22 protein-coding genes and 1 pseudogene are annotated in these 20,546 nt (G+C 66.6%); 13 read left to right on the top strand and 10 right to left on the bottom strand.

From position 1 onward, the window contains the following. Nucleotides 1–87: 87 nt before the first annotated feature. The 3 genes from atpB to ACHQ4I_RS42705 all read right to left on the bottom strand — a co-directional run bounded on the left by atpB (nucleotide 88) and on the right by ACHQ4I_RS42705 (nucleotide 3,016). The gene (atpB, locus tag ACHQ4I_RS42715; RefSeq protein ID WP_420777744.1) at nucleotides 88–759 is read right to left on the bottom strand and encodes a F0F1 ATP synthase subunit A; all 672 of its coding nucleotides are present in this window, start codon (nucleotides 757–759) and stop codon (nucleotides 88–90) included. A 110-nt stretch (nucleotides 760–869) separates the two neighbouring features. After that, on the bottom strand, nucleotides 870–1,193 hold the full coding sequence (locus ACHQ4I_RS42710) for a hypothetical protein (RefSeq protein ID WP_420777650.1): 324 nt from the start codon (nucleotides 1,191–1,193) through the stop codon (nucleotides 870–872). 344 nt (nucleotides 1,194–1,537) lie between these two features. After that, complete coding sequence (locus ACHQ4I_RS42705) at nucleotides 1,538–3,016, bottom strand: FAD-dependent monooxygenase (protein WP_420777649.1); 1,479 nt, start codon at nucleotides 3,014–3,016, stop codon at nucleotides 1,538–1,540. A gap of 79 nt (nucleotides 3,017–3,095) precedes the next feature. Here ACHQ4I_RS42705 and ACHQ4I_RS42700 point away from each other — a divergent pair, with 79 nt between their 5' ends. Further along, nucleotides 3,096–3,761 carry a TetR/AcrR family transcriptional regulator C-terminal domain-containing protein gene (locus ACHQ4I_RS42700; protein ID WP_420777648.1) on the top strand — a complete coding sequence of 222 codons (666 nt, stop codon included), beginning with the start codon at nucleotides 3,096–3,098 and terminating at the stop codon, nucleotides 3,759–3,761. A gap of 7 nt (nucleotides 3,762–3,768) precedes the next feature. On the opposite strand, the gene ACHQ4I_RS42695 is transcribed toward ACHQ4I_RS42700, so the two are convergent. The 6 genes from ACHQ4I_RS42695 to ACHQ4I_RS42670 all read right to left on the bottom strand — a co-directional run bounded on the left by ACHQ4I_RS42695 (nucleotide 3,769) and on the right by ACHQ4I_RS42670 (nucleotide 8,108). Beyond that, the gene (locus ACHQ4I_RS42695) at nucleotides 3,769–4,221 is read right to left on the bottom strand and encodes a hypothetical protein (protein WP_420777647.1); all 453 of its coding nucleotides are present in this window, start codon (nucleotides 4,219–4,221) and stop codon (nucleotides 3,769–3,771) included. A gap of 34 nt (nucleotides 4,222–4,255) precedes the next feature. Beyond that, a complete protein-coding gene (locus tag ACHQ4I_RS42690; RefSeq protein WP_420777646.1) occupies nucleotides 4,256–4,975 on the bottom strand; it encodes a metallophosphoesterase family protein in 720 nt (239 codons plus the stop codon). Nucleotides 4,976–4,995: 20 nt separating this feature from the next. Further along, complete coding sequence (locus tag ACHQ4I_RS42685; protein WP_420777645.1) at nucleotides 4,996–5,247, bottom strand: BON domain-containing protein; 252 nt, start codon at nucleotides 5,245–5,247, stop codon at nucleotides 4,996–4,998. Continuing rightward, the gene (locus tag ACHQ4I_RS42680; protein WP_420777644.1) at nucleotides 5,248–5,811 is read right to left on the bottom strand and encodes a nucleotidyltransferase family protein; all 564 of its coding nucleotides are present in this window, start codon (nucleotides 5,809–5,811) and stop codon (nucleotides 5,248–5,250) included. It lies immediately after the preceding gene. Nucleotides 5,812–5,863: 52 nt separating this feature from the next. Further along, the gene (locus tag ACHQ4I_RS42675; protein ID WP_420777643.1) at nucleotides 5,864–6,667 is read right to left on the bottom strand and encodes an SAM-dependent methyltransferase; all 804 of its coding nucleotides are present in this window, start codon (nucleotides 6,665–6,667) and stop codon (nucleotides 5,864–5,866) included. Between the two features lie 184 nt (nucleotides 6,668–6,851). Beyond that, nucleotides 6,852–8,108 (bottom strand): serine hydrolase, encoded by a 1,257-nt coding sequence (locus tag ACHQ4I_RS42670; protein WP_420777642.1) that lies wholly within the window; start codon nucleotides 8,106–8,108, stop codon nucleotides 6,852–6,854. A 167-nt stretch (nucleotides 8,109–8,275) separates the two neighbouring features. On the opposite strand from ACHQ4I_RS42670, the gene ACHQ4I_RS42665 reads away from it, so the two are divergent. Genes ACHQ4I_RS42665 through ACHQ4I_RS42655 form a run of 3 tightly spaced genes read left to right on the top strand, consistent with a single transcriptional unit; the run spans nucleotide 8,276 to nucleotide 11,400 of the window. Next, complete coding sequence (locus tag ACHQ4I_RS42665) at nucleotides 8,276–8,605, top strand: plasmid stabilization protein (protein ID WP_420777641.1); 330 nt, start codon at nucleotides 8,276–8,278, stop codon at nucleotides 8,603–8,605. Between the two features lie 53 nt (nucleotides 8,606–8,658). Further along, nucleotides 8,659–10,419 carry a glycoside hydrolase family 15 protein gene (locus ACHQ4I_RS42660; protein ID WP_420777640.1) on the top strand — a complete coding sequence of 587 codons (1,761 nt, stop codon included), beginning with the start codon at nucleotides 8,659–8,661 and terminating at the stop codon, nucleotides 10,417–10,419. Nucleotides 10,420–10,428: 9 nt separating this feature from the next. After that, the gene (locus ACHQ4I_RS42655; RefSeq protein WP_420777639.1) at nucleotides 10,429–11,400 is read left to right on the top strand and encodes an SDR family oxidoreductase; all 972 of its coding nucleotides are present in this window, start codon (nucleotides 10,429–10,431) and stop codon (nucleotides 11,398–11,400) included. Here the strand turns inward: ACHQ4I_RS42655 and ACHQ4I_RS42650 are convergent. Then, on the bottom strand, nucleotides 11,397–14,264 hold the full coding sequence (locus tag ACHQ4I_RS42650) for an FAD-binding and (Fe-S)-binding domain-containing protein (RefSeq protein WP_420777638.1): 2,868 nt from the start codon (nucleotides 14,262–14,264) through the stop codon (nucleotides 11,397–11,399). The two genes, ACHQ4I_RS42655 and ACHQ4I_RS42650, sit on opposite strands and share 4 nt — an antisense overlap. Before the next feature lie 130 nt (nucleotides 14,265–14,394). On the opposite strand from ACHQ4I_RS42650, the gene ACHQ4I_RS42645 reads away from it, so the two are divergent. The 9 genes and pseudogenes from ACHQ4I_RS42645 to ACHQ4I_RS42605 all read left to right on the top strand — a co-directional run. Then, nucleotides 14,395–16,200 carry a thiamine pyrophosphate-requiring protein gene (locus ACHQ4I_RS42645; RefSeq protein ID WP_420777637.1) on the top strand — a complete coding sequence of 602 codons (1,806 nt, stop codon included), beginning with the start codon at nucleotides 14,395–14,397 and terminating at the stop codon, nucleotides 16,198–16,200. After that, nucleotides 16,197–16,769, top strand: coding sequence for a hemerythrin domain-containing protein (locus tag ACHQ4I_RS42640; RefSeq protein ID WP_420777636.1), 573 nt, complete (start codon nucleotides 16,197–16,199; stop codon nucleotides 16,767–16,769). Before ACHQ4I_RS42645 ends, ACHQ4I_RS42640 begins: the two co-directional genes overlap by 4 nt. Next, entirely contained in the window at nucleotides 16,766–17,236 is a 471-nt protein-coding gene (locus ACHQ4I_RS42635) for a Na+/H+ antiporter subunit E (RefSeq protein ID WP_420777635.1), read from the top strand. Before ACHQ4I_RS42640 ends, ACHQ4I_RS42635 begins: the two co-directional genes overlap by 4 nt. Before the next feature lie 5 nt (nucleotides 17,237–17,241). Next, on the top strand, nucleotides 17,242–17,505 hold the full coding sequence (locus tag ACHQ4I_RS42630; protein WP_420777634.1) for a monovalent cation/H+ antiporter complex subunit F: 264 nt from the start codon (nucleotides 17,242–17,244) through the stop codon (nucleotides 17,503–17,505). Next, nucleotides 17,498–17,794, top strand: a complete 297-nt coding sequence (locus ACHQ4I_RS42625; protein ID WP_420777633.1) for a monovalent cation/H(+) antiporter subunit G — start codon at nucleotides 17,498–17,500, stop codon at nucleotides 17,792–17,794. The genes ACHQ4I_RS42630 and ACHQ4I_RS42625 overlap by 8 nt, the downstream gene beginning before the upstream one ends. After that, nucleotides 17,791–18,033, top strand: a complete 243-nt coding sequence (locus tag ACHQ4I_RS42620; protein WP_420777632.1) for a hydrogenase subunit MbhD domain-containing protein — start codon at nucleotides 17,791–17,793, stop codon at nucleotides 18,031–18,033. The genes ACHQ4I_RS42625 and ACHQ4I_RS42620 overlap by 4 nt, the downstream gene beginning before the upstream one ends. Next, complete coding sequence (locus ACHQ4I_RS42615; RefSeq protein WP_420777631.1) at nucleotides 18,030–18,770, top strand: MnhB domain-containing protein; 741 nt, start codon at nucleotides 18,030–18,032, stop codon at nucleotides 18,768–18,770. Before ACHQ4I_RS42620 ends, ACHQ4I_RS42615 begins: the two co-directional genes overlap by 4 nt. Continuing rightward, nucleotides 18,767–19,114, top strand: coding sequence for a sodium:proton antiporter (locus tag ACHQ4I_RS42610; RefSeq protein ID WP_420777630.1), 348 nt, complete (start codon nucleotides 18,767–18,769; stop codon nucleotides 19,112–19,114). Before ACHQ4I_RS42615 ends, ACHQ4I_RS42610 begins: the two co-directional genes overlap by 4 nt. Continuing rightward, nucleotides 19,114–20,361: pseudogene (locus ACHQ4I_RS42605) on the top strand (complex I subunit 5 family protein); the annotation flags it as partial. The gene ACHQ4I_RS42610 and the pseudogene ACHQ4I_RS42605, both read left to right, overlap by 1 nt. Nucleotides 20,362–20,546: the final 185 nt, after the last annotated feature.

Here is a 20,546-nt window from a genome sequence, read left to right as displayed (position 1 = left end):
TTTTCACTTCCTGTTCTGTTACATGAGCTCGATCGGCGGCGCCGATCCGTTGTTGTTTCGAGCGACTGGCAAGGGTGTCGCTGGCGGTTAGTGTTCGTGCTCCAGCGACATCGACTGACTGAAGTACAGGACGGTCAGCAGCGAGAAGATGAATGCCTGGATCGCTCCGACGAACATGTCGAAGAGTTTCCAGATGGCATTCGGACCCCAGCTGATCCAGAACGGGAACAAAGCGATCACCGAGACCATCACGCCGCCCGCGAACATGTTGCCGAACAATCGCAGCGACAGCGAGAGCGGTTTGGCGACTTCCTCGATGACATTGATGAAAACCATCGGACCCCAACCGGTGTGGCCCTTCAGCAACTGTTTGGCATGCCCACCGGGGCCACGCCGGTACACACCGGCGCCCTGATACATGATGAATACGAACAGGGCCAGCGCGTAGACGAAATTGACATCCGATGCGGGCGGCGCGATCAATTCGCCGTGTCCGTACTGCACCGGTAGTACCGACAGCCAGTTCGACAGCAGGATGTAGATGAACAACGTGACGGCCAAAGGCAGCGCGAACGGCGCGACCTTCATGCCGATGGCGCTTTCCACCTGGTTGCGCATTCCGACCGTGACGGTCTCGAAGAACAACTGCACACCGTTCGGTACGCCCGAGGTCAGCTTGGCCCGCAGATAGAACGCCAAGGCGAGCACGATCGCCGCCGCGATGGTGGTCGAGATGATCGTGTCGACATTGAAGTCCATGCCCCACAGATGTGCGACCGCGTGTTCGCCGACCTTGATCTTCGGCTCTTCGGGTGCGTCCTGTGCGAGGACGGGAAGCGCCTGCTGCGCGAGGGAAGCCAGTTGATTCGTCATGACTGCTGGCGAAGCTCCTTCACTTCGGGCACGACCGTGACCAGCACCAGAATCACCTGAAAGACGGCCAAGCCGAAGAAGATTCCGATGCCGTGGGGGCGCGCCAGGAAAGCGATTGCGAGCGAACTCGCGGTTATCACGATCAATCGACTGGCGGAGGAGAGGAACAGTCCCTGCTTCCTCGGCTTCTCCGCATCGGCGACCCGGTTGACGGTCATTCGGGTCAGTTGCGCATTGAGCCAGCCGAGCCCGAGTCCGATGCAGATGAACATGCCCAGCAGCAACCGATCGAGCGGCCCGGTCGCCGCGAGCGTCAGCACTCCGACGCCTATCGCGAAGACGGTCGCACGGCGCATTCGGAGTGTATTCACATCCACTTCGACACCGTCCTCGGTCATCATCCCACCTCGTAGTGGGGTCGTGATTGATCGATAGCATACACATCAACAACCCGATTGCGGGGCAACGTTTTTGATCTTTCTCCGGAAGATTTTCGGTCGGTGTCCATTCGCCGACAGTGTCACCCCGGCGCCATCAAGATCAACTAATTCGCGCGCCGCGAAACAAGATCAACAAGACCGTCCGTCCGGTATTTCTGCCCTCCGCTAATCCGCAGCATATCCCGCTGAATCGGCGGAGTGGTGAAACGGAGCAGGACGGTGTGTCAGGCCGGTGCGCCGACCCATGTGGTGAGGGCCTCGGGCAATCCCGCGGCGGTGGGTTCCTCGCTCGCCCAGGCGACGTAGCCGTCGGGGCGCAGCAGAACCGCCGCCGGAGCCGGGATCGCGCCGACGCCGGGCACGGTCCAGCGGCGATCGCGGCTTTCGGCGCCGACGATCTCGACCCGGTCGTGCCATTCGGGCACCGCGGGGACGCCGTTCCCATTGAGCACCAGCAGCACGGGGCGGCCCGCGCGCAACAGTTCGTGGACTCGGGTCTCGCCGTCCGGGGTGATGAGGTCGGCGTCCGGGACACGACGGCCGATGAGGGGGTGCTCGCCCTTGATGTCGTAGCGGATATCGAGTGCGGTGATCATGAGCCCGAGGCGATGGCGCACCTGGTCCATATCAATGAGATCGCTCATGATGTCGCGCAGCGCGTCGGTATGCGGGCCGGGCCGCCCCAATGCGGTCTGGGCGCGGGTGTTGTGCAGGACGCGCGCCGCGATGGGGTGGCGCTCGGTCTCGTAGGTGTCCAACAGTTCGTCGGATGCGTTGCCGCGCAAGGCGGCGGCCAGCTTCCAGCCGAGATTCACCGCGTCCTGGATGCCGAGGTTCTGCCCCTGGCCGCCCGCCGGATAGTGGATGTGCGCGGCATCCCCGGCCACGAAGACGCGGCCGACCCGGTAGCGGTCGGCTTGGCGGGCGGCGTCGCCGTAGTGCGAGACCCAGCGCGGGCTGTGCATACCGAAATCGGTGCCGGCGACCTCGGCGAAGCTGGTGCGGAAGTCCTCGAAGCTCAGCTCGGTGCCGCGCTCGAGCACGCGGTCGTGGCGCTGGACGACGAGTCGGTACCAGCCGGGCTCGAATTGGACCGCGGAGAAGTCGCCAACGCCGCGGCGGTGTCCGAAGAACGGCTGCGCGGGCGGATCGGCCAGCTCGACATCGGCGAGCATGCCGGTAGCGGTCGCGTCGGTACCCACATAGTCGATGCCGGCGAGTTTGCGCACCGCGCTGCGGCCGCCGTCGCAACCGACCAGGTAGGCGGCGCGGATCCGGCGGGGATTCGGTCCGCCGATCGCCACGTCGACGCCCGCCGCGTCCTGACGGAAGTCGGTGACCGGCGAGGCCCACTGCACGGCCGCGCCGAGTTCTGTTGCGTGCCGGTCGAGTTCGCGTTCGATCACCGACTGCAGGACGGCGAGCGTGAAGGGGTAGCGGGTGTTGAAGTCGCTGAAGTCCAGTGGCAGGCCGCTGAAGTGCCCGGCCTGGATGGGGCGGCCGAGCGGGAGCAGATCGTCGAGCAGGCCGCGCTGATCGAGGACCTCCATGGTGCGGGCATGAATGCCGCCCGCCCTGGATTCGCCGGTCCGCGCGGGAAGTCCGTCGACCAGCGCCACATCTACTCCGGCCAGGCGCAGTTCGTAGGCCAGCATCAGCCCGGTCGGTCCGGCGCCGGCGATCACTACCTCGGTGGTTTCCATGTCGGTCTCCTTAACAACGTTAAGCGATTTAACGTTGTTAAGGAGAACAGAACGTTGTTAAGCTGTCAAGGTCGGACTTATGGAGGTGACAGTGAAGATCGACGCCAAGGCGATCGCCGAGGCCGCGTTGGGGTTGCTCGACGAGGTCGGCCTCGACGGGCTGACCATGCGCAAGGTGGCCGCGGCTCTGGATGTGCAGGCACCCGCGCTGTATTGGCACGTCAAGAACAAGCGCGAACTGCTCGACGCGATGGCTCGGCGCATATTCGTCGCCGCGGTCGACGGCGTCGAGGCGCCGCGGCGGGGGGAGGACTGGCAGGACTGGGTGGTGGCGCTGGCCGCGCGGTTGCGCCGGTCGATGCTGCGCTATCGGGACGGCGCGAAGGTGCTGGCCGGTACCTACGTCGTCGACGAATCGATGTGGCGCACGGTGGAGTTGACCTTGCGCACGCTCGAGGACGCGGGGTTCTCGGTGGTCGACGCCGAGCGGGTCTTTCCGATCCTGCTGCACTACACGGTCGGATTCGTTATCGAGGAGCAGGCTCAGTCCGGCGCGGAGTACGCCGACGGCAATCCCTACGATCCCGCACGACTGGAACAGATGGTCGATGCCGGACGCTACCCCCGGACCGCCCGCATGGTCGCCGATCTCTTCGACGCCGACCCCGACGCCGAATTCGACCACGGACTACGGGTCATCCTGGCCGGAATCCTGGCCACCCGAACGGTTTCCGAACCCTCGTAACACCTGCTCAGCGGCCGAAACCGACCAGACCATCGGCGAGTGTGGTGATCTGCAGGGCGTCGAGAACCTGCAGCCGGACGTCCGGGCATTCGGTGGTGGTGATGCGATCGACGATGGCGCGGTCCCGGATGACGGTGTCGTTGAGGCCGCCATTGCGAGCGGCCCAGTCGTGCACGGTGCCGTTGAAGCTGATCTTGCCGAGCTGCTGGCCCTGGTTGCGCCACTTGTCGACCTCGGGTCTGATCATGTCGCAAAGCTGTTTAGCCGCGGTCGGGGTGATCTCGTCGGTATTCGGCACCTGCGCGGAGCTACCCGGGGACGAGAAGGTGATGGTGACGTCCGGATGTGAACTCGGGGTGGCGGGCAGCGGGTTGACACCGCCGTTGCCGCCGCAGCCGACCAGCAGCGCGGCGGCCAATGTCGCCGTGGCCAGCGTGACGGTGGATCCGATCGGGGACATCGGCACTCCTTGGTTATTTCGCTTCGGGCGTCGGTTATTTCGCTTCGGGCGTCAGCTCGTAGACGACATAGGCGGTGCGCACCACCGGCTGCGCCACATTGCGTACCCGAATGCCGCCCGGTGTGGTGCCGCGTTCGATGCCCGCATGCGCGTGCCCGTGGATCGCGAGGTCGGCGCCCTGGTCATCGATGGTCTCGCCGAGTAGGTACGAGCCGAGGAACGGGTAGATTTCGCGCGGCTCGCCGTGCAGGGTGTCGCTGATGGGGGAGTAGTGGGTCAGCGCAATGGTGATATCGGTGTGCAGGCCCGCCAGGGCGTCTCCCAGCGTCTGCGCGAGATCGACAGTGTGCGAGGCGAATTCGCGCATGACCCGCTCGCCGAAGACACTCGCGCACTTGCCGGCGAAACCACCGCCGAAGCCCTTGGTCCCGGCGACGCCGAGGGTATGGCCGTCGACGGTGAATTCGACGGCAGTGCCTTCCAATACGGTGATGCCGTGATCGGTGAGCGTCGCGATGATCTCGTCCTGTGCGTCGCTGTGGTGGTCGTGATTGCCGAGTACCGCGACCACCGGTAGCCCGAGATCGCCGAACTCCGCGGCGACGACCCGGCCTTCCTCGACGGTGCCGTGTCTGGTGAGATCACCGGCCAGCAGCAGCACGTCGGCGCGCTCGGACAGTTCCGCCAGCGCGGGGCGGCATTCGCCGCTCGACTCGGCGCCCAGATGTACGTCGCCGATTGCCGCGATCCGCATGGCCACACTCCCTTCCGGTCTCAGTCCGTCAGCGCCTCGGTGTCACCGGGGGCGGCGGGCGGCGTGACGTGCACGTCGTTGTGGATGCGTGCGTGCGGGAGCTGTTCGCGCACTATGTTTTCCATCTGCTGTTTGCGTTCGGCGCTGCTCACCTCGCCGCCGAGCACGACCACATCGCCGCGGATCGTCACCTGGACACCGAGTTCGGCGGTACGCGGATCCTCGGCCAGCGCCCGGCGCAGGTGCGCGACCAGATATTGCGGCAGATCCATCTACTCCACCCCTTTCGGCCCGATCACCCCGAGGTCGTCCACCAGTCCGAGGAAGGCTCGGGCGTAGGGCGAGCTATCGGTTTCCTTGCGCACCTGCTCCCAATCCACCTGCTCGCGCAGATCGCGCGCGATGGACAGCAGCGGGCTCAGATCCAGCCGGTGCGCGTCGAAGACCAGCAATTTGTCGATCATCAGATCGGTCGCGCTGATCACCGGTGCGATCGTGGGCCCGATCCGCATCACGGTGGCGCGATCGAGTAATTCGTCGGTGACGGCGCGGTTGTTCGGCCGGTAGATCAGATCGATGAGGATGCCGCCCTCATACACCTTGGTCAGCCAGTCTTCGGGCGGCTCGGCGACCCGCAGTCCGCCACGGGCCAGCGCCGCGCGGGCGCGCGCGACATCGGCGGGTTTGATGAAGATGTCCACATCGTGTTCCGAGGCGGGCCCGCCGCGCGCGTACACTGCGCAACCGCCCGCCACCGCGAAGCGGATATCGGTATCCGCCAGCGTGTTCACGGCGCGGGTCAGCGCGTGCAGCAATTCATCGATGGTCGGGACCATAACTGCGCCATACCCGCGGTTCGGCCAGCTAATCGCCGCCGCGGGGGCGCTCTCAGGGTTTGCGCGCTATGGCGCCGACCATCAGGCGTTCGACGATGGTCAGCTTGTCGCGCACGATGCGGTTCGGGCGCCATTGGGGCAGGTAGACCAGGCCGGGCTCGACCAGGTCGTAGCCCCGGAACAGGGCGAGGATCTCGTCGTTGGTCCGGAAACGGCCGGTGCCGAGGAATTCCAGGAAGGAATTCTCGGTTTCCTTGGCCTCCGGGCCCGAGTTACAGAAGTGCGTGATGAACAGATGGCTGCCCGAGGGCACCGCGTCCATATACCCTGCCACGACGCCCGCCGGATCTTCGTCGTCGTGCAGATGGTGCAGCATGCCGACGAGCATGACGGCGACCGGCTGGTCGAAATCGATCATCCGTTGCACATCCGGATGCGCGAGCACGTTGTCCGGATGCCGCAGGTCGGCGGTGACGACGACGGTCTGGTCGTTCTCCTCGAGCAGCGCGCGCCCGTGCGCCAGCACGATCGGGTCGTTGTCGACGTAGACGACGTTCGCCCCTGGCTGCAGCGATTGGGCGACCTGGTGGGTGTTCTCCATGGTCGGCAGGCCGGCGCCGAGGTCGAGGTACTGCTTCAGCCCGGCCTCGCCCGCGAGGTAGCGCACGCCGCGGCCCAGGATCTCGCGATTCAGTTTCGCCAGATCATCGATCTGCGGCATGGTCTCACGCAGGTGCTCACAGACCTTTTCGTCGACGGGGTAGTTGTCCTTCCCGCCGAGCAGTGCGTCGTAGACGCGCGAAATACTCGGTTTGGTCTGATCGATCTCGACCCGCGCCGACTCCGAACCTGTCATGTCCATCCCTCTACGCGATGTCCAGCTGCGTATGCGTGCTCCGAAAAGCCTAGTCACACAGGCGGATGCCGTGCAGACCGTTCACCCATTCGTCACGATTTCGGTCGACTCAGTGAACCGGCGGTTACCCCCGCAAGCAGATTCGCAAAACCAGTCGGTGGCGCCGAGCTCCCACTATCACCGGTCAGGTGGCGTCGAACAGTCGATCGGCGGGGGCGAGGTGGCCGACGGTGTTGGAGATCTGGGCGACCAAGGCCCACGGGCGTTTGGTGTCGGTGGTGGCCTTGCCGCTGGTGAGGATGGCGCCGGAGAGGCCGCGGGGTGGGTCGGCCCAGCCGTATTGGGTGGTCAGGCCGCTGCGGCCGAAGTGGGACTGGGTGTTTCGGCCGAATTTCGATCTGCGGGCGCCCAGTTCGAATCCGGCGCGGCTCACTCGTCCGGCCACGCCGGGGATCCAGGGTGCGGGCCGGATCGCTTCGCGTAGGGTGCCCGGCTCGATGATCCGGATGCCGTCGAGTTCGCCGCCGCGGGCGAGGATCTCGTAGAAGCGGGACAGCTCGTAGGCCGTGGTGACGAGGTTGCCCGAGGGGAGTTCGGCGGTAAGGAAGGCCTGGTGTGCGGCTTTGGCGACCGCGCCGTCCATTCGGCCGCCGAGTGCCTTGCGGGCCAATAGGGTCGACATTCGAGATGGCGCGGGGCCGGTCTTCACACTGGGCACGACCTTGTCGACGTCCTCGGGGCGGACGCCGAAGTTGGTCCACCGGAAGCCCAGTGGCTCGAGTACTTGCTCGGCGAGGTGTTCGCGCATCCGCTTGCCGGTGGCGCGCTGCACCAGCAGACGTTGGATCAGTCCGCTGGTCAGTGCGTGGTAGACGCGGAACCGGCCCGGCCGCCAACTCGGCACCAGATCGGCCAGGCCCTGTACGGCCAGCTCCTCGTCGAGCACCAACTCGACGCCCTTGTACGGCGGCGTGATAAACGGAACCCCGGCCGAATGCGACAGCACATCGCCGATCGTGATCGCGTCCTTGCCGTGGGCCGCGAACTCCGGAATGTACTTGCACACGGGATCATTCAGTGCGAACGCGCCCTGTTCGATGAGCATGAACATCAGCGCCGCGGAAACACCCTTCGCGGTGGAGAACCCGCAGAACGGCGTCTCCGGCGTCGCGAGCACCTTCTCCGCATCGGGGCGGTCCCTTGGCGCATTTCCCCACCCGTGCCCAATGGCCCGGTTCAACACGATCTTCCCGCTGCGCCGCACACAAGTCTGAATCGCGGGTGTTGTCCCCAGCCGGTACCACGCCTGCACGGAAGCCCACAGCGCGTCGACGTCGCCGCGCGTCAACCCGGCATCCGCCGGATCGTCCTCATGCCCGACCGTCGTCACCGTGTCCAGATCATCGGCGACTGTCACCAACGCGCCAGCGGGTACCTTCACCCGGCCAGCATATCCACGATGATCTTTCCCCTGGTCGACCCCGCGACCACGTCGATTCACGCTGCCGCGGCCGACGGCGTCGGCGATGGCATAACCGCGCTATTCGCGCGCAAACAACTGGTTTCGCATCCGTTGCCCGGGTACTCGACGCGCAGGAGGTGTGTGACATGCCCAAGGAATGGACCAACAAACAGGAACGCCAGTACGAACACGTCAAGGAATCGGCTCGGGATCGGGGCGAGTCCCAGAAGCGGGCCAAGGAAATCGCCGCGCGCACGGTCAATAAGAATCGCGCGCAATCCGGGCAGTCCAAGACCGCGAGCCGCTCCTCGGTCAAGGACAAGTCGCCGCAGCAACGCGGTGGGCAGCGCTCGGGCAGTCGCGGTCCGAAGGGCCCGACCCGCGACCAGCTGTACAACGAGGCCAGACAGCGAAACATCAAGGGCCGTTCGAAGATGACCAAGAGCCAGCTCGCGCGGGCATTGGGCAAGGCCTGATCCGGGCCGCGAGCACCGCGATTACCCGCCGTTTGCGGTGGTATACGACCCACGTGACGACCGATAAGATCACCCAGCCGCATGTGCTGCGCGACTACGCATTCCTTGCGGACGGGGAGCGCGGAGCGCTCGTCGGCCCGCACGGTGATTTCGACTGGCTGTGCGCACCGCGCTGGCACAGTGACGCGGTCTTCGCCGTGCTGATCGGCGGCGATGGCGTGTATTCGGTGACCCCGACCGGACGATATGTGTGGGGCGGGTACTACGACCCGGGCACGCTGATCTGGAATTCGCACTGGGTGGTCGGCACGTCGGTCGTCGAATGCCGGGAGGCGCTGGCATTTCCCGGTGATCCGCACCGGGTCGTCGTGCTGCGTCGCATCATCGCGGCGCACGGCGACGCCGAGGTCGATGTGGTGCTGCGGCCCGCGGGCCGATTCGGCGCCGCGCACGCGCGCGACCTGCGCCGCACCGACGACGGGAGGTGGCATGCGCGGGTCGGCGACCTCGCGCTGCGCTGGGCCGGCGGCTCGTCCGCGTCGGTTCGGGACTCTTCGGGCTGGACCGACCGGATAAACCTGCGGCAGGGCGAGATTCATGATCTGGTCCTCGAATTGTCCGACACAGCATTGCCTTCGGATCCACCCGATCCGCACACCGCGTGGGCCAGAACCGAGGCCGCGTGGCAGCGCGAGGTACCGGAGCCGGGCCCCTGTGCCGCGCCCCGCGATACCGCGCAGGCGTACGCGGTCATGCGCGGAATGACCAGTGGCACGGACGGTATGGTCGCCGCCGCCAGCACGAGCGTGCCAGAGCGCGCGGGTCGCGGCGAGAACTACGACTACCGGTACGTGTGGATCCGCGATCAGTGCTACGCCGGGCTCGCGGTGGCCGCCGACGGACCGCATCCGTTGTTGGACAGCGCGATACGGTTCGTCGCCGAACGATTGCTCGCCGATGGTCCCGATCTGCTGCCCGCCTACACCGTCACCGGCGGATCCATCCCGGAGCCGAAGGAGCTGGACCTGCCCGGCTACCCGGGCGGTCGCGCGATCGTCGGCAACCGCGTACGCCACCAGTCCCAGCTCGACACCTTCGGCGAGGTGCTGCAGCTATTCGCCGCTGCCGCACGGTACGACCGGCTGACCGAGGACGATCGCAAGGCCGTTTCGGTGGCGGTCGCCGCGATCGCCGACCGCTGGCGTCGCCCGGACGCGGGCATCTGGGAGATCGAGGAGCGGCACTGGACCCATTCCCGGCTGGCCTGCGTCAGCGGTCTGCGCGCGGTCGCCGCGGTCGCGGCCACCGGCGCCGACCCGGTGTCCTGTATGGCACTGGCCGACACCATCGTCGCCGAAACCGCCCGCACCAGTGTGCATCCCAGCGGCGCCTGGCAGCAGGCGCCGGATGCCGAGGGCGTCGACGCGGCCCTGCTGCTGCCCGCGATTCGTGGTGGCATGCCCGTCGACGATCCGCGCAGCCTCGCGACATATCGGGCGGTCGAGCGCGAATTGTGCACGGACTTCTACGTTTATCGCTACCGCCACGACGAGCAGCCGTTGGAGACGAACGAGGGCGCGTTCCTACTCTGCGGATTCATCATGGCGATCGCGGCCGCCCAACTCGGACACCGGGTTTCGGCGGCGCGCTATTTCGAACGCAACCGTGCCGCGTGCGGCACGCCGGGTCTGTTCGCCGAGGAGTTCGACGTCACCCAGCGCCAGCTGCGCGGCAATATGCCGCAGGCCTTCGTGCACGCGGCACTGTTCGAATCCTCGGTTCGCCTCACCCGATTCGGCGACGACCAAGAATAAGGAGTTGTGATGACGAGCGAACCCCGAGTAGTGGTGATCACCGGGGCGAGCGCGGGCATAGGCCGTGCTGCCGCGCGCGAATTCGCCTGCGGCGGAGCGAAAGTTGCGCTGCTGGCCCGCGGTGGCGCCGGACTCGAGGCCGCCGCGGCGGATGTGCGCGCGGCGGGCGGACAGCCGCTGCCGATTCCGGTCGATGTCGCGGACTATGCCGCGGTCGAGGCCGCCGCGACGCGCGCCGAGCAGGACCTCGGGCCCATCGACGTGTGGGTCAACTCGGCCTTCGTCTCGGTATTCGCGCCGTTCGAGCAGATCGCCGCCGCGGAGTTCCGCCGGGTCACCGAGGTCACCTACCTCGGGACCGTACACGGCACCATGGCCGCACTGGCGCGCATGCGGCCGCGTGATCGCGGCACGATCGTGCAGGTCGGCTCCGCGCTGGGCGCCCGCGCGATTCCGCTGCAGTCGGCCTACTGCGGCGCCAAGCACGCGGTCAATGGTTTCACCGAGTCGGTGCGAGTCGAGCTGATGCACGAGGGCAGCAACGCGCACATCACCATCGTGCAGGCGCCCGCGGTGAATACGCCGCAATTCTCCTGGGTGCTTTCCCGATTGCCGAAGCGGCCGCAGCCGGTCCCGCCGATCTACCAACCCGAAATCATCGCCCGCGCGATCGTCTTCGCCGCGAAACATCCGCAGCGCAAGGAATATTGGGTCGGAGCAAGCACGACAGGCACGCTACTCGCACAACGCATCGCACCTGCGCTGCTGGACCGATACCTCGCCCGCACCGGCTACGACTCACAACAGACCGACGCCGACGCCGATGCCCGACCGCACAATCTCTGGGAACCAGTCGACCGAACCGGCGGCCCCGACTTCGGCGCACACGGCGATTTCGACGACCGCGCGCATCGCCACAGCCCCCAGACCTGGCTCAGCCGCCAGCTCGAAACCCTCGCAAGCGGCCTGCGCCGGCATTAGGCCGGGTTTTCCCCGCGCAGCGCCTCGGCGAGCACCTGTGCCGCGTGGCGCGGCCGAGCCTGCGGGTCCAGGTGTTCGATTTGCGTGCGGCAGCTGAAACCGTCCGCGAGTACCAGGGTTTCGGGGGTGCGGGCGCGCACGCGGGGCATCAGTTCGTCTTCGGCGCAGGCCACCGAGACGTCGTAGTGGCCTTGTTCGAAGCCGAAGTTTCCGGCCAGACCGCAGCAGCCCGCGTCGAGTACTTCGACGTCGAGTCCTGTTGCCGCTAAAAGCCTTCGGTCGTCGTCGTAGTGCAGGATCGCGTGTTGATGGCAGTGCGGTTGGATGATGGCATTCGCGTCGATCCGTGGTGGCTCCCAGTCGTCGGCTCGCTCGACGAGGAGTTCACCCAGCGTGCGAACCTGACGTGCCAGGCGGTGGGCGTCCTCGTCGCCGGGGAGCAGTTCGGGCAGGTCCGAGCGGAAGACCGCGGCGCAGCTCGGCTCCAGCACCACGATCGGGGTGCTCGCCCGCAATTGGGGTTCGAGCTGCCGCAAGGTCCGGCGTAGTACCCGTTTCGCGGTCGCGAGTTGGCCGGTCGAGATCCAGGTCAGCCCGCAACATACGGTGCGCCTCGGTATTTCGATCTCGAAGCCGGCCGCCTCCAGCACCGTGACTGCGTCCTCGGCTATATCGGGGTCGAAGTTATTGGTGAAGGTATCCGGCCACAGCAGCACTCGCTCGCGATGGCCGCGCTCGTCCGGTGTGCGACGGGCGAAGGTTTCGGTGAAGCGGCTACGGGCGAATCGCGGCAGGTCCCGGCGTGGGTCGAGGCCGCCGAGACGTTTGAGCAGCCGCCCCGCGCCTCGGCTCTGGGCCAGTGCGTTGACCGGTGTGGCGATGGTGGTGGCCAGGCGGGCCCACAGGGGGATCCAGCCCATCGAGTAGTGCGCCATCGGCCGGATGCGGTGTTCGTAGTGGTGGGAGAGGAATTCGGCCTTGTAGGTGGCCATATCGACATCGACCGGGCAGTCGCTGCGGCAACCCTTGCAGGCCAGGCACAGATCGAGTGCGTCGCGCACCTCGGTGGAGTGCCAACCGTCGGTGATCACCTCGCCCTGCAGCATTTCGAACAGGAGCCGAGCGCGCCCACGGGTGGAGTGTTCCTCCTCCCGGGTCACCCGATAGCTCGGACACATCACGCCGCCCGCGTGACCCCGGCACTTACCTACCCCGACACAGCGCGCCGCCGCCACGCTGAAACGATGGTCGTCGTCCGGAAAGGCGAAGTGGGTCACCGGATCCCACGGTCGATAGTCCGGACCTTCGCGCAGATCGTGATCCAGCGGACGCGGGTCGACGAGCTTGCCCGGATTCATCCGATTGCGCGGATCGAAGAGATTCTTGACCGCGCCGAACGCCGCGACGACCCGCTCCCCGAACATGATCGGCAGCAACTCACCGCGTGACTGACCGTCACCGTGTTCACCGGAGAGCGATCCGCCGTACCGGGTCACCAGATGCGCGGCCTGTTCGGCGAAGCTGTGATACTGCGAAACCCCTTCTGCTGTCCGGAGATCGAACGGAATCCGGGTGTGCACGCAGCCCTGGCCGAAGTGGCCGTACAGCGAGGACGAGCCGTAATCGAAGTCTTCGAGCAGACTCTCGAAGTCGCGCAGATAGTCACCGAGCCGCTCGGGCGGCACCGCGGCATCCTCCCAACCCTCATGGGTTTCGGGACTGTCGGGCGGAAAGGCGGTGGCGCCCAGGCCCGCTTCCCTGGCCGTCCAGATCTCGGCCTCCCGCGCCGGATCATCGATCATCGTCGAGGTCGCGCCGGTTTCCGCGCATACCTCCTCGATCATCGACTGGGCTCTGCGATCGGCTTCGTCCTGGTCGGCGCCCTCGAATTGCGCCATCAGCCAGCCGTTTCCGTCCGGCAGCCGGGCGATGGCGCCCTCGGCCAGATGTTTGACGTGCTCCAGCTCGACAAGCCGATGGTCCAGCCCCTCCAACGCTATCGGCTTGTGCCGCAACACCATCGGCACGGCATCGGCGGCATCGTAGATATCGGGATAGCCGAGTACCGACAGCGCCACCGCCTTCGGCCGTGGCACCAGCTCCAGCTCGGCGCGCAGCACCGTCACCAGCGTGCTCTCGCTGCCGACAAGCAGTTTCGCGATATCGAAGTCGTGCTCCGGCAGCAGCGCGTCGAGGTTGTAGCCCGACACCCGGCGCGGAATATCCGGATAGTGCGCGCGGATATCGGCGGCATAGTCATCGCGGATCCGCCGCAGGCCATCGAGCAGTTCGGCGAACCGATCGCCATCCGCTTCGGGATTCGCGCCGACCCAGACCCGCAGTCCGTCGTAGGTCAGGATTTCCAGCCGTCGCACCGAATCGACCATCTTGCCGTACGCCTGCGCGGTGGAACCGCAGGAGTTGTTGCCGATCATCCCGCCGATCGTGCAGCTGACATGCGTCGCGGGTTTGGGGCCGACCATCAGGTCGTATCGCGCCAATTGCGCGTTGAGCGGATCCAGCGCTATCCCGGGCTCCACCACCGCGATGCGAGCCTCGGCATCGACCGAGATCAGTCGATCGCAGAATTTGCTCCAATCCAGCACCACCGCGGCATTGCAGCACTGCCCGGCCAGACTGGTCCCGCCACCGCGCGAGAGCACGGGCATATCGTGCTCGCGGCAGACCGCGACGGCGGCGACCGCATCTTCAGGCGTGCGCGGCAGCACCACCCCGAGCGGCACCGCGCGGTAATTCGAGGCGTCGGTGGAATACGTGGCCCTGGAGCCGGGATCGAAACGCACCTCACCGGCGACCTGCCGTGTCAGATCGGATGCGAGCCGCGCCAGCGGGAGATCAATCATTCGACAACCCTCCTGTGTCGGACCGGCACAGGACGGCTACCCGCTCCCCGGCCGGGCACACCCGCTGATTGCCTGCCCATTCGCTGGGTATCACCGCTCTGACCAACCCGGATACCAACAGGAGTTCCTCATGACACAACAGGTTGGTGACCACGTCCTGCAGCGCCTGCGGGAGTGGGGCGTGAAACACGTTTTCGGATACCCGGGCGACGGCATCAACGGCTTGGTCGCCGCCTTCGGCCGCGCGGATAACAATCCGCAGTTCGTCCAGGCCAGACATGAGGAGATGGCGGCCTTCGAGGCCACCGGATTCGCCAAATTCAGTGGTCAGGTGGGTGTCTGCACGGCCACCTCCGGCCCGGGGGCGATCCATCTGCTCAACGGCCTCTACGACGCCAAACTCGACCACGTCCCGGTCGTCGCCATCGTCGGTCAGACCGCGCGCAGCGCGATGGGCGGTAGCTATCAACAAGAAGTCGATCTGCAGAGCCTGTTCAAGGACGTTGCCAGCGACTATCTGGTCGAGGTCAACGTCTCCAGTCAGCTGCCCAATGCGCTGGACCGGGCGTTCCGCACCGCGATGACCCGACACGGGCCCACCGCGGTGATCATCCCCGCCGACCTGCAGGAAGAGCCCTACGAGCCGCCCGAACACGCCTTCAAGCAGGTGCCGTCCAGCCCGCCGCATCCGGTTACCGCGACGGTCATCGCGCCGTATGGCGAGATCGAACGCGCCGCCGAGATCATCGACGCCGGGTCCAAGGTCGCGATACTCGTCGGGCAGGGCGCACGCGGGGCCGTGCGCGAGGTGGTCGAAATCGCCGAACTCACCGGCGCCGGTGTGGCGAAGGCACTGCTCGGCAAGGATGTGTTGCCCGACGATCTGCCCTTCGTCACCGGCCCGATCGGACTGCTCGGCAGCAGGCCGAGCTATGAACTGATGCGCGACTGCGACACTCTGCTCATCGTCGGCTCGAATTTCCCGTACACCCAGTTCATGCCGGAATTCGGTCAGGCGCGCGCCGTGCAGATCGATATCGACGGCACCATGATCGGCATGCGCTATCCGACCGAGGTCAATCTGGTCGGCGACGCGAAAGCCACACTGGCCGAGCTCATTCCGCTGGTGCGCCGCAAGCAGGATCGGTCCTGGCGGGAGCGGGTCGAGCAGAATGTGGCCCGCTGGTGGGAGACGGTCGAGCGGCAGGCGATGCTGCAGGCCAAACCGGTCAATCCGATGCGCGTGGTCTGGGAACTGTCGCAACAGATTCCGGATAATGCGATCGTCACCGCGGACTCCGGTTCGTCCACCAACTGGTACGCCCGCTGTCTGCGGTTCCGCGCCGGTATGCGCGGTTCGCTCTCCGGCACCCTGGCGACCATGGGCCCCGGTGTGCCGTATGCCATCGGCGCCAAGTTCGCACATCCGGACCGACCGGTGATCGCATTGGTCGGCGACGGCTCGATGCAGATGAACGGCCTGGCCGAACTGCTCACCGTCGAGCGCTATTACCCGCAGTGGACCGATCCACGATTGGTCGTCTGCGTCTTCCACAACAACGATCTGAACCAGGTCACCTGGGAGCTGCGCGCGATGGGTGGGGCACCGAAATTCGCGGAGTCGCAGACACTTCCGGACACGTCATACGCGGATCTCGCGCGCTGCATGGGGCTACCGTCGCTCGCGATCGACGATCCCGAGCACCTCGGCGAGGCATGGACCCAAGCGCTCGCCGCGGATCGTCCTGTGCTGCTGGACATCCGCTGCGATCCCGAGGTGCCGCCGATCCCGCCGCATGCGACCTACGAGCAGATGAAGGACACCGCGGAGGCCATCATGCGCGGTGATCCCGAGGGCTGGCATCTGATGCTGCAGGGCGCCAAAACCAAAGCGCAGGAATTCATTCCACACCGCGCGGGAAGGCCCTCGCCATGATGGACGAATCCTACGACGATGTCGTCGATGTGCTGATGGCCCAGCATGAGCAGATCAAAGACCTGTTCGCCCAACTGAAATCCGGACAGGGCGATAAGTCGGAGCTGTTCAACGAGCTGGTTCGGTTGCTCGCGGTGCACGAGTGCGCCGAAGAGGAGGCCGTCCATCCGCTCGCCGCCCGTGCGCTTTTCGGGGCCGACCAGATGGTCGAACAGCGCTTGGCGGAGGAGAACCATGCCAAACGCGCGCTCGCCGACCTCTACGACCTCGGCGTCGACCATCCGGATTTCGACGGCAAACTGGCCGAATTCGCAGACGCGGTGGTCGAACATGCCAGCCATGAGGAGAAGGAGGAATTCTCCCTACTGCGCCAGCAGTTTTCGGTGCATCAGTTGGAGCGGATGGCGGGTTCGGTCCGCGCCGCCGAAGCGGTCGCGCCCACCCGACCGCATCCGGGAGCCGGGGAATCCGCACTGGCGAATCTGCTGGTCGGTCCGCCGCTGGCGGTATTCGACCGGGTGCGCGACGCGGTGCGCGACTGGCGCCGACAAGACGAAGCCTGCCCATGACCGGGCGCGCCCGCGGCAGAGCGGCAGCGGAGGTCGCCGGATGGTGGGCGGCGCTGGTGCTGGTCTGGATGACGACCCTGACCGCGATCGCCATCGATGAGTTGATCGCGGCGTGCTTGATCGCACTACCGGCGGCCTGGGCGGCACGCGTGGGACGTATCGCGGTGCGGGGGCATTGGCGACTACCGGACGGGGTGCCGCGGTTGTTGGCAGCGCTGCCCGGCGCGATCGTGCGCGATGGCACGGCCGCCCTGTGGATCACGGCGCGCCGCAGGCCGGTCGGGCGGTTCGAGGAGCACGAGCTCAGCGCACCGGCAGACAAGGCGCGGCAAGCCGCGCGCGCGGCACTGATCACCGGTGTGCTCTCGGCGACACCCGGATCGCTGGTCGTCGACGCCGAAAACGAAGGGCTGCTGCTGCACGCCCTGCCGGTACCCGCGACCAAGCTGCGTCGGCTGCTGGGTTGATCGATATGTCCACCGCGCCTTGGCTGTTCGCATCCGGAGTGCTGCTGACCGGTGGCATCGTACCGGCCTTGCTGCTGTCCAGCCGGGGTACCGCGGCGCATCGGCTCGTCGGACTGCAACTCCTCGGATCCCTGTTGATCATCGTCTTGGTGCTGCTGAGCCTGGGCCTCGGCAGACCGGACTATCTGATCGTGCCGCTGGTGCTCGTGCTGCTCTCGTTCGCGGGCACGCTGGTCTTCACGCGCCTGTTGGGTGTGCGCGATGACTAGCCTCGTCGTCGACACCCTGCTCGCGATCGGCACCCTTGCCGCGGTCGCCGCCTCGGTGGCGGCGCTGCGGCCGCGTTCGGTCTATGCGCGACTGCACTATTCATCGATCATCAGCTCGTTCACCGGGCCATTCATCGCAGTGGCCGTGCTGATCGCGCAGGGACCCGGACTGACCGCGGCCATCGTCGCGGTAACCCTCGTGCTGCTGGCGCTCACCGGCCCGGTGCTCAGTGCGGCCATCGGCAGACTCAATGCCCGCGTCGACGGCCGGATCGAGAGCCCGCAATGAATGCCCTGCTGGTGATCACGCTCGGGCTGGTCGCGGTGGCCGGCACCGTGGTCGTGCTGACCGCTCGGCCACAGCGGCAAGCGGTCTCGCTCGCGGTATTCGGCGCACTGCTGGCGCCGCCGTTCCTACTGCTCGGTGCGCCGGATGTGGCGCTGTCGCAGGTCGCGGTCGGTACCGCGGTGGTGCCGCTGATGGTGCTGCTCACCGTGCGCGCGGTCGAGCGGAGGCGACGGTCGTGAATCGCACTGCCCGCCTGGTGATCTTCCTCGTCGGCGGTGCCGGACTGGTGGTGCTGCTCGGACTCGCCCTGCTGCGGATGCCCGCATTCGGCGGCATGGACCATCCGTACCGCGACGCCGCGGTCGAGGCCGCGATGCAGCGGCACAGCCCGAATGCGGTCTCCTCGGTCAACTTCGACCAGCGCGGACTCGATACCTTCGGTGAGGAGGCCATTCTGGTGGCCGCGGTGCTCGGCGCGGCGACCCTACTGCGGCCGGAAGGGCATCGGCCGCAGCGACATTCCGACGATATCGGGCGCATCGGGGCGGCGACTCGATTTCTCGGCTATGCCCTCTTGCCGGTGACCTTGCTCATCGGCGCTGATGTGGTCGTGCACGGACATCTGACGCCGGGGGGCGGCTTCCAGGGCGGGGTGGTGCTGGCGACCGGCCTGCATCTGCTGTATGTGGCGGGCAGCTATCCCGCGCTGCGGCGGGTGCGTCCGCTGGCCTGGTACGAGTTCGGCGAGGCGGCGGGCATGGGCACGGTGGTGGTGCTCGGTCTCGCCGGAATATTGAGCGGCGCAGGGTTTCTGGCGAATGTGCTGCCGCTCGGGCAATTCGGCCGCCTGGTGTCGGCCGGCACGCTGCCGCTGTTCAGCGTTGCGGTCGGTCTCGCGGTCGGCAGTGGCGTCGTCGTCCTGCTGGCGCAGTTCCTCGACGAGTACCTGACAACCGAGAGGCGGACGTCGCGATGACCGTATTTCCCTATGTGATCGCCGGTTGGCTATTGCTGATCGGCATTTTCGGCGTGGTACGCAGCCAGCATCTGGTGCACACGGTGGTGTGCGTATCGATCGCGCAATCGGGAACCTATGTGCTGCTATTGGCGATCGGCTACCAAAAGGGCGCGTCCGCACCGATTTTCGGCTCCGCCAATCCGCCGGGTTCGCCCGCGGTGGATCCGGTGGTGCAGGCGATGGCGCTGACCGACATCGTCGTCTCCGCGACGGTGACCGCCCTACTGCTGGCACTGGTCGTGCAGATCGCCAAGCGGCACGGCACCGTGGTACCCGACGAACTGCACGCGCTGCGCGGCTGATGGGCGCGTTCGATCAGGCTCTACCGGCTCTCCTGATCGCGCTGCCGGTGGCCGGTTCCTGTGTGCTGATCGCCGCCGGGCGCGTGCTGCCCAGGCTGTTGATCGATGTGATCGGCACCGGGACCGCGCTGGCGGTGACCGTCCTGGCGGGATGGTTGCTGTATCGCACGGGCACGGGCACGGTGGTGTCGTGGTCCGGCGGGTGGCAGCCGCGACCGGGACTCACCGTCGGCATCGTGCTGGTCGCCGATCGGCTCGGCGCCGCGCTGGCTCTGCTGATCGCGCTGCTCACTACGACCGCATTGCTGTTCGGGTGGCACTACTTCGACAGCCTGCACGCGCATTACCCGGCGCTGGTCTTGCTTTTCGCGACGGGGATGACCGGATTCGCGCTGACCGGTGACCTTTTCGACATGTTCGTCTTCTTCGAGTTGATGGGCGTGGCGGCATATGCGCTGACCGGGCTGAAAATCGAGGAGCCCGAATCCGTTCAGGCCGGGCTGAATTTCGGGGTGATCAACTCGCTCGGTGCGTATCTCTGCCTCTTCGGGATCGGACTGTTGTACGCACGGACCGGACAACTCGGCCTGGCGCAGTTGGGACTCGCGGTCCAAGGGCGTCCCGGTGATGCCCTCATCCTCGCGGCATTCGTGCTGATCGCCACCGGATGGCTGGTCAAGGCGGCCACGGTGCCATTCCATTTCTGGCTGGCCGACGCGCACGCCGTGGCACCCTCGCCGGTCTGTGTGCTGTTCTCCGGGGTGATGGCGCCGCTGGGTGTCTACGGGCTGGCGCGGGTGTATTGGACGGTGTTCGACTCGGTGCTACCGGCTGCGGGAGTGCGCCGAATGTTGTTGGTGCTCGGGATATTCACCGCCGTGCTCGGCGCGGTGATGTGTGTGCTGCAACGACATATCAAACGACTGCTCGCGTATTCGACCATCGCGCATATCGGGCTTTTCCTGCTCGGTCTGGCCGCACTGTCGCCGCTCGGTGTCGCCGCGTCGGTGCTGTATCTCGGCGGCCACGCCGCGGTGAAGGGCGCGCTGTTCCTGCTGACCGGCATTCTGCTGTCCCGATATCGCAGCGTGGACGAGTTCAGCTTGCACGGCCGTGCGCGCGGTCAGCGGACCATCGGTGTGCTGTTCGTCCTTTCGGCATTGATCCTCGCGGGGCTGCCGCCGTTCGGCGCGGGGCTCGGCAAGGCATTGCTGGAGGAATCCGGCGCATCGATTTTCCTGGTCGCGCTGGTGATCGTGGTATCGGCGGTGACCGGTGGCGCTGCCTTGCGCGCGGGACTGCGCGTCTGTTTCGGCGTCGGCGCGGTACCGGATGACAAGCTCGACGCCGAGGAGACCACCGGCGAGCACGAGCAGCCCGATATCGCCGCGCCACGGGACCGGACACCGGTCACCATGATGGGTGCGGTGCT

The organism is Nocardia nepalensis, from assembly GCF_048910785.1.
Classification (GTDB): Bacteria; Actinomycetota; Actinomycetes; order Mycobacteriales; family Mycobacteriaceae; genus Nocardia; species Nocardia nepalensis.
The sequence above is the reverse complement of the archived record's forward strand: the minus strand, read 5'-3'. Positions and strand labels throughout refer to the sequence as shown.

Coding starts and splice junctions, on each gene's coding strand:
- atpB (WP_420777744.1), bottom strand. CDS start 759: ATGGACTTCAATGTCGACACGATCATCTCGACCACCATCGCGGCGGCG.
- ACHQ4I_RS42705 (WP_420777649.1), bottom strand. CDS start 3,016: ATGGAAACCACCGAGGTAGTGATCGCCGGCGCCGGACCGACCGGGCTG.
- ACHQ4I_RS42700 (WP_420777648.1), top strand. CDS start 3,096: ATGGAGGTGACAGTGAAGATCGACGCCAAGGCGATCGCCGAGGCCGCG.
- ACHQ4I_RS42695 (WP_420777647.1), bottom strand. CDS start 4,221: ATGTCCCCGATCGGATCCACCGTCACGCTGGCCACGGCGACATTGGCC.
- ACHQ4I_RS42690 (WP_420777646.1), bottom strand. CDS start 4,975: ATGCGGATCGCGGCAATCGGCGACGTACATCTGGGCGCCGAGTCGAGC.
- ACHQ4I_RS42685 (WP_420777645.1), bottom strand. CDS start 5,247: ATGGATCTGCCGCAATATCTGGTCGCGCACCTGCGCCGGGCGCTGGCC.
- ACHQ4I_RS42680 (WP_420777644.1), bottom strand. CDS start 5,811: ATGGTCCCGACCATCGATGAATTGCTGCACGCGCTGACCCGCGCCGTG.
- ACHQ4I_RS42675 (WP_420777643.1), bottom strand. CDS start 6,667: ATGACAGGTTCGGAGTCGGCGCGGGTCGAGATCGATCAGACCAAACCG.
- ACHQ4I_RS42665 (WP_420777641.1), top strand. CDS start 8,276: ATGCCCAAGGAATGGACCAACAAACAGGAACGCCAGTACGAACACGTC.
- ACHQ4I_RS42655 (WP_420777639.1), top strand. CDS start 10,429: ATGACGAGCGAACCCCGAGTAGTGGTGATCACCGGGGCGAGCGCGGGC.
- ACHQ4I_RS42650 (WP_420777638.1), bottom strand. CDS start 14,264: ATGATTGATCTCCCGCTGGCGCGGCTCGCATCCGATCTGACACGGCAG.
- ACHQ4I_RS42645 (WP_420777637.1), top strand. CDS start 14,395: ATGACACAACAGGTTGGTGACCACGTCCTGCAGCGCCTGCGGGAGTGG.
- ACHQ4I_RS42640 (WP_420777636.1), top strand. CDS start 16,197: ATGATGGACGAATCCTACGACGATGTCGTCGATGTGCTGATGGCCCAG.
- ACHQ4I_RS42635 (WP_420777635.1), top strand. CDS start 16,766: ATGACCGGGCGCGCCCGCGGCAGAGCGGCAGCGGAGGTCGCCGGATGG.
- ACHQ4I_RS42630 (WP_420777634.1), top strand. CDS start 17,242: ATGTCCACCGCGCCTTGGCTGTTCGCATCCGGAGTGCTGCTGACCGGT.
- ACHQ4I_RS42625 (WP_420777633.1), top strand. CDS start 17,498: ATGACTAGCCTCGTCGTCGACACCCTGCTCGCGATCGGCACCCTTGCC.
- ACHQ4I_RS42620 (WP_420777632.1), top strand. CDS start 17,791: ATGAATGCCCTGCTGGTGATCACGCTCGGGCTGGTCGCGGTGGCCGGC.
- ACHQ4I_RS42610 (WP_420777630.1), top strand. CDS start 18,767: ATGACCGTATTTCCCTATGTGATCGCCGGTTGGCTATTGCTGATCGGC.